The organism is Frankia sp. CcCS3 (assembly GCF_977927575.1).
On record NZ_CDWRCL010000162.1, the window covers coordinates 1,296 to 9,919 of the forward strand.

The following is an 8,624-nucleotide window of genomic DNA, read 5'->3' on the forward strand; positions in this document are numbered from 1 at the left end:
CTTCATTACGTCCCCATAGTTCCAGCGCGTTGCGTGCGGCTATCGACCCCCAACAACATGCTGAGCTGGATGCGATTGGTGTCGCTGCGGGGTGGCTGTTCAGCTGGGGTCATCGTGGGTGGCCGGCTGTTCGCCGGATCTTGTGTGGTAGTCGTTTCGGCGTCCTGCCTCCGCTGCCACGGCCGCACGTGACCGAGTACCGGGTCGTGGCCAGGGTCTGCCCGTGCTGCGCGGCGACCACCAGCGGGGACACCCCGGCGGGGGTGACGGGCCGGGTCGGCTACGGGCCGGGCCTGCTCGCGCAGGCGGCGTGGCTGGTGTGCGCGCAGCACCTGCCGGTCCGCAGCGGCCCGGGCCCGGAAGGCCGCTACCCTCAAGGCCGTTATCCTCTGCTGTAACCGACCGGAGCGGGAGAAACGATCTTCACCTACGAGTTCGCCACGGTGGAATGGTTGTGGGACCAAGGATCCATCCGGGCCAACATGCCCCGGGGCAAGGAGCGGACGTTCCCCGGCAGCTACGACGAGTTGGTCACGGTACTGTCCGACCTCGGCGGCCAGGGCTGGGACGTGGCCACGTGCGCGGCCACCGGGAACTGGCTGTTCTGGACGCTGCGGCGGCAACGCTGATGTCGGGCTGAACGGGACGGGGAGGTGACGTGGCGAACCTGCGCGACTCGCCAACCGTACCCGCGGCGGGTCAGCCGAAGGCGACCATCTCGCGTAGCCACTCGCTCAGCTTGGCGATTTCGGTGGCCGACGCGGTGCCCAGCGGTGTGGACCGGGTGAACCGTTGGGTGGATACCGCCGTGATCTCCTCGGTGCGTGCCCAGCTCGGCCGGTCCAGGCCGGACTCGGGCGAGTCGATGCGCACGTGATGGTCCAGGCCCCGGTCACGCGCGGTCAGGGGCACCACGAGGGCCATGTCGATCGGGAACCGGCAGTGCGTCGCCGAGCCGACCACCACGGCCGGGCGCGGGCCGCCCTGCTCGTGCCCGATCGGCTGACCGAAGTCCACCAGCCACACCAGCCACACCTGCCAGGGCGCGAGCCTCAGCGCCCGGCTCACCGGTGGTACTCCGGGTACTCCTCACGTGCATCCGGCAGGCCGTCGCCGGCCGCGTCGTCGGTCAGCCGCGCCTCGGCCTGGTAGCTGGCCCACTCCTCGGGGTTGGCGCGCAGTTCCTCGTACCGCCGCATGATGCGGTTGATCTTGTGTTCCTTGACCAGGCGCCGGACCGCCTCGCCCAGCGGCACGCCCTGGAAGTCCCGCTCGGCGATCTCCGCCAGTTCGTCGCGTAGCCCACTGTCCAGCTGCATAGATGTCGTAGCCATACACTCCAGTGTGGCACCTGCTATAGGTCAAGCTATGGCAGTAGGTCGACCTACGACAGCGCGGCTTGTCCTCGAGTGCGGTGCTGTGGGACGACCACATCGCCCATGTCGCCCATGCTCGGCGCGATGGTGCCTACGGGGCGCGATGCCCGGTCGCAGGTCTCCAGCCGCACCGGCCTGATCGGGCACGGTTCAGATCGCCGTTCCCCGCGCCAGACATACGCTCGGACGAACGTTGATGTTGTCAAGCGTCGCCCGCGCCCGACCGGCCGATGCGCACCCGGCCGGGATCCCGGGTGGCGTGCACCTGCTCTGACCATCCACGTCCCCTGGCCAGCCACGTGCCCTGACCACTCACGTGCCCTGACCATCGGACCGGCTTCGGACGGAACGACGTATCGAGCGCCTGCCCCGGGGATGGCCGGGGCCGCCGGCCGGACCACGCGGCACAGGGAAACGGTGGTCCGATCGGAACACGTCACCGGATGCGGCTTTCGCATACATCATGACACGCACAGCAAACACTACCCTTACGTTAGGGTTGAATGGTGCCGGTGCGTGACGAGCGCCCGCGAGGCGGGCGGCCGAGCAGCGTCCCCGGCGCCGGACGTCCGCGGAAAACGGATGTCCGGCGGGAAAGGAACGTCCGGAGGAAAGGGACCACACCGCATGACCGATCAGCACCCACCGTTCGCCGTGTCTCCCCGCCGGGTCCCCCACCAGCGGAGCCGATACCCGTGCTCACACCCACACCCAGGGCCGGCACGCTGGCCGCGGCCTTTGATCCTCACCGCAACAACCTCAACGCGCTGCGCCTCATCCTGGCCGGCGCGGTGCTCGTGTCCCACTCATGGCTGTTCGTCCGGGGAGAACCGGACCCGTTGACACGTCTGCCCGGCGCCCCGACCTCGGCACATTTGCCGTGGACGGCTTCTTCCTCCTCAGCGGCTTCCTGATCACCCGTAGCCACCTGCGGGCACCATCCACCGCCCGTTTCCTCTGGCACCGGTTCCTGCGGGTCGTGCCTGCCTTCTGGGTCTGTCTCGCGCTGACCGCCGTCGCGATCGGTCCACTGCTGTGGCGCCTGGACCGGGGCACCACCGCCGGCTACCCCTGGACCGGCCATGACTCGGCGGTCCGCTACCTGCTCGTCAACGCGGCGCTGAAGATGAACCAGTTCAATATCGGCGACCTACGCGCCGGGCAGGCCGTGGACGGCCCCCTGCACACCCTGTTCTTCGAATCGCTGTGCTACCTGATGGTCGGCGTTTTCGGCGCGGTGGGGATTCTGCGCCGCCGCCGCGGGCTCGTCCTCACCCTCGCCGTCGGCGGGGTGGTCCTCGGCGCCAACCGGCTCACCGACTCCCACATCCTGAAGTACACGGCCGTCTTCCTCATCGGGGCGGCGATGTTCCTCTACGCCGACCGCATCCCGCGCAGCCGGGCCCTACTCATCGCCGCCGCGGCCCTGCTCGCCGCGGGCCTGCTCATCCCCCACGCCTACCGGCCCCTCGCCCTGGCCCCGCTGGCCTACCTGCTGCTGTACGCCGGAACCGGACGGGGGCTGTCGCGGGTGGGGGCGCGTCGCGATCTGTCCTACGGCATCTACGTCTACGCCTGGCCGCTGCAACTGCTCCTGCTCGAAGCCGGGGCCGATGCGGGTATCGGTACGGGTGCCGTCGTCGTGCACATCGCGGCTTCCCTCGCCGTCACCTCCCTCGCCGCCCTCGCAAGCTGGTATGCCATCGAAGCACCCGCCCTTGCGCTGAAATCCTGGCAATCGCCGTTGCCAAGACGTTCAACGGACGCGGGCGCGGCGCACCTGTTCGTCCCGCGGAGCCGTTGACCCCCGCCAAGGCCGACGCAACGCTCTACCCCACAGATGGATCTTCTAAGATGCGAAATGTGAGGCGCGGGTCTGTGATCTGGGCCGCGACGACGGTCGGGCGAGGTGTCCGGTCCGTCCTGGTGGCCGCCGTGGCCGTCGGCCTGGCCGTCACCGCCCACACGGCCGCCTGCGCGATGACCCCGTCACTGTTGATGGCGGTCATCGGGCTGGTACTCGCCGCCCGGGTCTGCTGGGGGGTGTCCGCCCGACGGATGTCACGCAGGCGTCTCACCGGACTGGTGCTGGCCGTCCAGGCCGGTCTGCACGTGGCGTTCACCGTCACCGTCCCCCCCGGATCCCACCCTTCCGGCCTCGCGCATTCCCCCGGCCTCGCGCCCACCCTCGCGGGGGGCACCGGCCAGGTGGCCGGCCTCCAGCCCCACGCCGGCGTGGGGCTGGACCTGTTGCCCGGGGGCCGGGCATGCTCGTGGCGCATCTGCTCGCCGCATTCGGGCTCGCCTGCTGGCTCTCCCTCGGCGAAAACCTGCTCTGGCGGGCCGCGCAGGGCGCCGCGGCCGCCGTACGACGCGCCGCCGGGCGCCTGCGGCGCCGTGACGGCCGCGTCCTACTCCTCGTTCCCGACCCGGTCACACGCCTGCCGGCGCGGCGACGGACCCGTCGGCCGGTCCTGCTGCATTACATCGTCATCCGTCGGGGCCCGCCGGTCCATGGGATGCTCTGAGCGGTCCGACGGCCGGCCCCGGTATCCCACAGATCCACCAACCCCCTTGCCCGCGTCGCGGGCCGGATCGTGTCGTCCCTCGATCCGCCGCCCGCGCCTGGCACCCGCGTGGCACCCGGTGGCCATCCTCGGCATCCCCATTCCATGTCCACGTGCGTCCGGTGACGTGGCAGATCGTCCGGCTCCCCACGAAACAAACGGGCCGGTGTGCCCGGCCGCCCGAATCGGTACGGCCACGGTACGGCCACCTCGACGTCTCGGGACTGATCAGTAACCCGCGGAGTCACCATGTCCGTAGTCGCCATGTCTGCACCAGTCAGGCCGGTCCCGCAGAGGCGTGCGGCCGGCGAGTTGGAACGCGAGGTCCTGGCCCTGCTCTGGGCCGCAGCCGAACCGCTGATGCCCTTCCAGGTTCAGCGCCGGCTGGGTCGGGGGCTCGCGCAGAGCACGGTCGCCACCACCCTGCTGCGGCTGGTGGCCAAGGGACTCGCCGAACGCGCGCCGCACGGCCGGGGATTCGCCTACCGTCCGCTGCAGCGCGCCGAGGACCACGCGGCGGAACAGATGATGAACTTCCTGGGCCGCGGCGACGATCCCGGCGCCGTGTTGCGCTGCTTCGCCCGCCACCTCCCACCGCACCACCGCGACGTCCTCCGCCAGGAACTCGCCGACGGAGAGCACCACGAGAACGGCTAGAAACGGCTAGAAACGGCTAGAAACGGCTAGAAACGGCTAGAAACGGCTAGAAGATGTGAGCATGAAGCCAGGTGAGCTCGGCGCCGAGGGTGACCAGGTGCAGCGGGGAGCGGCCGAGCCGGTCCAGGCGGGTGACCTTGAGGGTGTCGCCGGCACGCAGCAGCGCGTCGACCTGGTGATCGGGGTTCTGGTCCGCGGTCGAAACCCGCGCGTAGCCGATCAGCACGGCGCCAAAAATACCCGACAACGATCCGTGCTCTCACGTTCGGGCTGGCGTCGCGGTCGCGGGGGCCGCGGCCGGATCGCGAGGACGGTGAAGGGCTGCGGTCGCGCCGAGCGGTGGGACCGCAGGGATGCCGGCGGCGGGAAGCTCGATCTCGAGGATGTCGAAGACGCCATCGTTGTAGAGGGTGTCGGTACGCAGCCGGCCGCCGTGGGCGGAGACGACCTGCTCGATGACGTAGCGGATTCCCGCTGCGGAGGGGGCTGCCAGCGCGCTGGCCTCGGTGTCGTCGGGAAGGACGCGGGTGGGTGTACGGATCCGGAGAATGATCAGGTCGGTGCCGATATGAACCGGGGCCCCGGCTGGTGTGGAACGCAGGACGGTGTCGACGAGGTCACCCAGAAGCCGGCGCAGAGTGGCACCGTCCATCCGGACAGGTAGGTATGCGGGGGCGTCCACGACGACCAGGCAGCCGGTGTGGGTGGTGTGCAGCACGGTCTGGACATCGGCGAGAGCCGCGGTGAGATCGCTGGCGTTGATGTCGGTGTGCGCGGCGGTCGTCGCGGTGACCATGCTCTCAAGGAGGCGCTCGAGCTGGCGGGTGCTGTCGATCGCTGTGTCGAGCCGGCCGGCCAGCGTGCCGCCCTCCGCCTCTCCGCTGCGGGCATCGGTCAGGACAGCGCGGATACCCGCAAGCGGGGCACGGAACTCGTGGGCGACGGTGTCGACCAGATCGCGGCGCAGCCGGTCGGTCTCTTCCAGCCGCGCGGTCAGGCTTGCCTGTTCGTGGACGTGCGCGCGGTAGTCCTCATCGGTGCCCCGGCGGATGACGGTCTCCGGCCGCCGGGACAACCACGGCCGCCGACGCCAGGCTGATGCCCCACTGACGGGTGTCTCCGCGTCAGGGGAGGGCGTGGCCGGTGCCGGGGACGGGCCGGGGGTTGAGGGGGGAGCGGCGGCCTGTTCCTCGAGGAGGGCGACGCGGGCGGTGAGGTGGGCTTCCCGCCGGCGCAGATGCTCGACCAGCCGCTCGGCTTCGACCGCCCGATCCTCGGTAACCGTGAGGAGCGTTGCCGTCTCGACCCAGCGAGCCTCGGCCTCCCGTTCACGCTCCTCGGCTTGGGCGACGCTGGCCGCCGCGGCGAGAGCGCGAGCCTCGGTCGCGTCGGCGTCGGCTGCGTCGGCGCTGGCGAGCGCGGCGGCGGCGGTGGCCAGCGCGGCGTCGCGGTCCTCTTCGGCCTGCTGACACCGGGCGCCGAGCTCGATCAGGCGGGCGCGTAGGTCGCCGCGTACCCGGTCGGCTTCCTCCAGCCGCTGGTCCGCAGCCTCGGCCCGCTCGCCGTCCTGTCGGGCCCGCTCCAGGGCGGCGGCGAGCTGGCGTTCCACCTCCTCCAGGTCCGCTCGGGGAACGTGGGCCGCTCGTGTGGCCCGTGTGGGGGCCACCGAAACCTCGGCTGTCGCAACCAGCGGGTCGGCCGCGGCTGCCGGCACCATCGCGATCGGCGAGGTGGTGGTCACCGGCATGCCGGCGACGGGGATCGCCAACAGCCAGGCGACCGCGGGCCAGTCCCGGTCCGCGGTCGCGGCCTCGGCGGCCTCCAACGCGCGGCTTGCCTCCTCCTTCGCCAGCGTGGTCCGCCCGGCCCGTGACCCTTCGCACCACCGCTTGAACAGGCAGAAAGCCGTAAGCGTCGCGGATTCCCGGTCGGGCTCCGGAAGCTTGTTCAGATAGCAGACGATCTGGTCCCAGTCGAGTTTCGTTTTCCCTGTGAACCGCCGCTCGATCTTCTTTTTCTCGGCGTCGTGACCGGGGTCGCCCACCGGCAGCGAACAGCAGGACTTCCACGGCACCTGGTAGAGGGCGTGCAGGAGGTGGAAGAACAGCAGAAGACACCGGTGGTCGCGGGAGACTCCGTTGTCGATGGCAGGCCAGCGACCGCCCTGATCCTTCGGGTTCCCGGTCACCGCGGCCCTATTTTCCCTGGTGGGCAGGCGATCCACCGATACTGTCGCTACCTCCACCGGGTAGCGACAGTACCGGTGGACGGTTGCGACACCATCTGGAGAAAGACCGTCGCCGGTGGTGGTGCGGGGTTGCGACGCACATTGCTGTGTACTCCCGAATGTCTCTATTGACATGCGAAGTTACGGCACTTGTCGGGGGATCAGGCAGACGATAAAACATCCCCAAAATTAACTAGCCATACACCCGATAACAAAGGACGTACGTCATGCCCCCAACCCGTACGAGCATGTTGCTGGCCCCGCTCCCGGCCATGGCGCTGGTGGCCGTGAGCGCGTACTACCTCGGCTGGCTTCCGGCGCTCACAGCGGCGCTGACCTACGCCGTCCAGCCCCGGGTGCCCTACACGCCGACCCCCGGCCAGAGCGCCCCGCGCGTCGCCCACCCTCGGCGCGAGGATCCAGATGATCATGATTGCCGGTAGGTCTGGCGACCATCTGGATAGTCAGATCAAACTAGTCTGAACGGGCTACGTCGAGGATATCCGTTGTTGCTGTGTCGACTTCCGGGGTGCACCGCCAGGTCAGGGCCCCGGAAAGTCGCCGGAAAGTCGGCCGACGACCGGCGTGTCGCCAGGCAGGGTCGGGAGCCACCCGCACGGACGACCCGCAGTGGTCCGAGGTCGTCGTGAGGAGTTCGGCCTCGGCCCACCGCCGGGCGTCGGCAGGCGGGCAGCTCCGACGAGGCCGCCGAGCTCCTCCGCAGCGAGGGCATCGAGGTACCATGAGCCAGGCCGCGGGATAGGTTGGGTCGGCAGCCATATCCGTCCCGCCAGTGGCGGCGCCGGGCCGTACTGGACCCGACCGGCATGCTTTTCTCGTCACCGCTGGCTGAGCGGGTAGTGGCCGTCTACACCGACGCCTACTTCGCCCAGCGCCTTTCCCAAGCCGAGCACACCGCGGCGTTCGCGAGCGACCATCCGGGCCGCGTCGTTCCGGTGGTTGTGGCTGACTGCTCGATCCCTGAGCTGTACGCGCCGCCGACCCGGATCGAGCTGCTCGGGTTGGAAGAGGACGACGCTCGCCGCCGGCTTCTCGACGGAGTGTCGGCGGGCTTACGTGGGTCCGGTTCACCGGTCACCTTTCCGGGCCGAGCGGAGTTCCCCCGGCGGCTGCCGCGGATCTGGAACGTCCCGGCCCGAAACCCGTTCTTCACCGGCCGCGACGACCTTCTCCGGGCGTTGGACGGCCGCCTGCGTCAACCCGACGCGGAGGCAATCGCTGTTGTGCCGCTGCGAGGAATGGGAGGTGTGGGCAAGACCCAGCTCGCAGTCGAGTACGCTCACAGACGCGCCGCCGGATACCAGATCGTGTGGTGGCTCAACGCGGAGAACCCCACGCTGGCGACCAACGGGCTGGTCGAACTCGCGGCGGCACTGGGACTACCTACGGCGGGGTCCCCGGCCGAGGTTCTGCGGTTGCTGTGGTCCGCCTTGGCGGCCGGGTGGCCCGGGGGACTACAGGAAGGAGTGGACAATCACTTCTCGATGGCCGTCACGGCTGAGGACAGTGAAGTCGAGGACAAACTCTTCCTGGTGAACCCCTGCGGCTGGCACTGGGAGGAACCGGACTATCCGTGCTGAAAATGCCCGCCCGCGCCTGGACCGGAGCGCTGTGGCCCAGGCGTCCGTGCGGGTCGGTACGTGCGCGCGCCGCGTGTCGTCCCGGTCGGCTCCGATAGCTTATCTGCGTCGCGGCACGGCCTCTGCGCTCGAGCGCGGAGCTGCGTGAAGGGAGCACTGGTGGCGGATTTCCTGGTCGAGCTCTTCTCGCTGCGGG

10 protein-coding genes and 1 pseudogene are annotated in these 8,624 nt (G+C 69.8%); 7 read left to right on the top strand and 4 right to left on the bottom strand.

Annotation, left to right across the window (positions count from 1 at the left end):
- Positions 1 to 167: 167 nt before the first annotated feature.
- A pseudogene (locus tag AC08OQ_RS14015) lies at positions 168 to 344 on the top strand (IS66-like element ISFsp10 family transposase); the annotation flags it as partial.
- 138 nt (positions 345 to 482) lie between these two features.
- A complete protein-coding gene (locus tag AC08OQ_RS14020) occupies positions 483 to 629 on the top strand; it encodes a hypothetical protein (RefSeq protein WP_476605163.1) in 147 nt (48 codons plus the stop codon).
- 70 nt (positions 630 to 699) lie between these two features.
- Here the strand turns inward: AC08OQ_RS14020 and AC08OQ_RS14025 are convergent, their stop codons facing one another.
- Together AC08OQ_RS14025 and AC08OQ_RS14030 are read right to left on the bottom strand one after the other, a co-directional pair.
- Entirely contained in the window at positions 700 to 1,068 is a 369-nt protein-coding gene (locus AC08OQ_RS14025) for a type II toxin-antitoxin system PemK/MazF family toxin (protein WP_476600854.1), read from the bottom strand.
- Entirely contained in the window at positions 1,065 to 1,334 is a 270-nt protein-coding gene (locus AC08OQ_RS14030; protein ID WP_476594105.1) for a hypothetical protein, read from the bottom strand. The genes AC08OQ_RS14025 and AC08OQ_RS14030 overlap by 4 nt, the downstream gene beginning before the upstream one ends.
- Positions 1,335 to 2,256: 922 nt before the next feature.
- Here AC08OQ_RS14030 and AC08OQ_RS14035 point away from each other — a divergent pair.
- The 3 genes from AC08OQ_RS14035 to AC08OQ_RS14045 all read left to right on the top strand — a co-directional run bounded on the left by AC08OQ_RS14035 (position 2,257) and on the right by AC08OQ_RS14045 (position 4,600).
- Positions 2,257 to 3,180, top strand: coding sequence for an acyltransferase family protein (locus AC08OQ_RS14035; RefSeq protein WP_476600852.1), 924 nt, complete (start codon positions 2,257 to 2,259; stop codon positions 3,178 to 3,180).
- Between the two features lie 463 nt (positions 3,181 to 3,643).
- The gene (locus tag AC08OQ_RS14040; RefSeq protein ID WP_476600851.1) at positions 3,644 to 3,904 is read left to right on the top strand and encodes a hypothetical protein; all 261 of its coding nucleotides are present in this window, start codon (positions 3,644 to 3,646) and stop codon (positions 3,902 to 3,904) included.
- Between the two features lie 351 nt (positions 3,905 to 4,255).
- On the top strand, positions 4,256 to 4,600 hold the full coding sequence (locus AC08OQ_RS14045) for a BlaI/MecI/CopY family transcriptional regulator (RefSeq protein ID WP_462186788.1): 345 nt from the start codon (positions 4,256 to 4,258) through the stop codon (positions 4,598 to 4,600).
- A 46-nt stretch (positions 4,601 to 4,646) separates the two neighbouring features.
- Here AC08OQ_RS14045 and AC08OQ_RS14050 read toward each other — a convergent pair whose 3' ends face one another.
- Positions 4,647 to 4,847: a recombinase family protein gene (locus AC08OQ_RS14050; RefSeq protein WP_462186787.1), complete on the bottom strand. Its 201-nt coding sequence runs from the start codon at positions 4,845 to 4,847 to the stop codon at positions 4,647 to 4,649.
- A 12-nt stretch (positions 4,848 to 4,859) separates the two neighbouring features.
- The gene (locus tag AC08OQ_RS14055; protein WP_476600848.1) at positions 4,860 to 6,824 is read right to left on the bottom strand and encodes a sensor histidine kinase; all 1,965 of its coding nucleotides are present in this window, start codon (positions 6,822 to 6,824) and stop codon (positions 4,860 to 4,862) included.
- Between the two features lie 230 nt (positions 6,825 to 7,054).
- On the opposite strand from AC08OQ_RS14055, the gene AC08OQ_RS14060 reads away from it, so the two are divergent.
- Both AC08OQ_RS14060 and AC08OQ_RS14065 read left to right on the top strand, forming a co-directional pair.
- Entirely contained in the window at positions 7,055 to 7,270 is a 216-nt protein-coding gene (locus AC08OQ_RS14060) for a hypothetical protein (protein WP_462186783.1), read from the top strand.
- A 384-nt stretch (positions 7,271 to 7,654) separates the two neighbouring features.
- Entirely contained in the window at positions 7,655 to 8,428 is a 774-nt protein-coding gene (locus tag AC08OQ_RS14065; RefSeq protein ID WP_476600846.1) for a hypothetical protein, read from the top strand.
- The last annotated feature ends 196 nt before the right edge of the window (positions 8,429 to 8,624 follow it).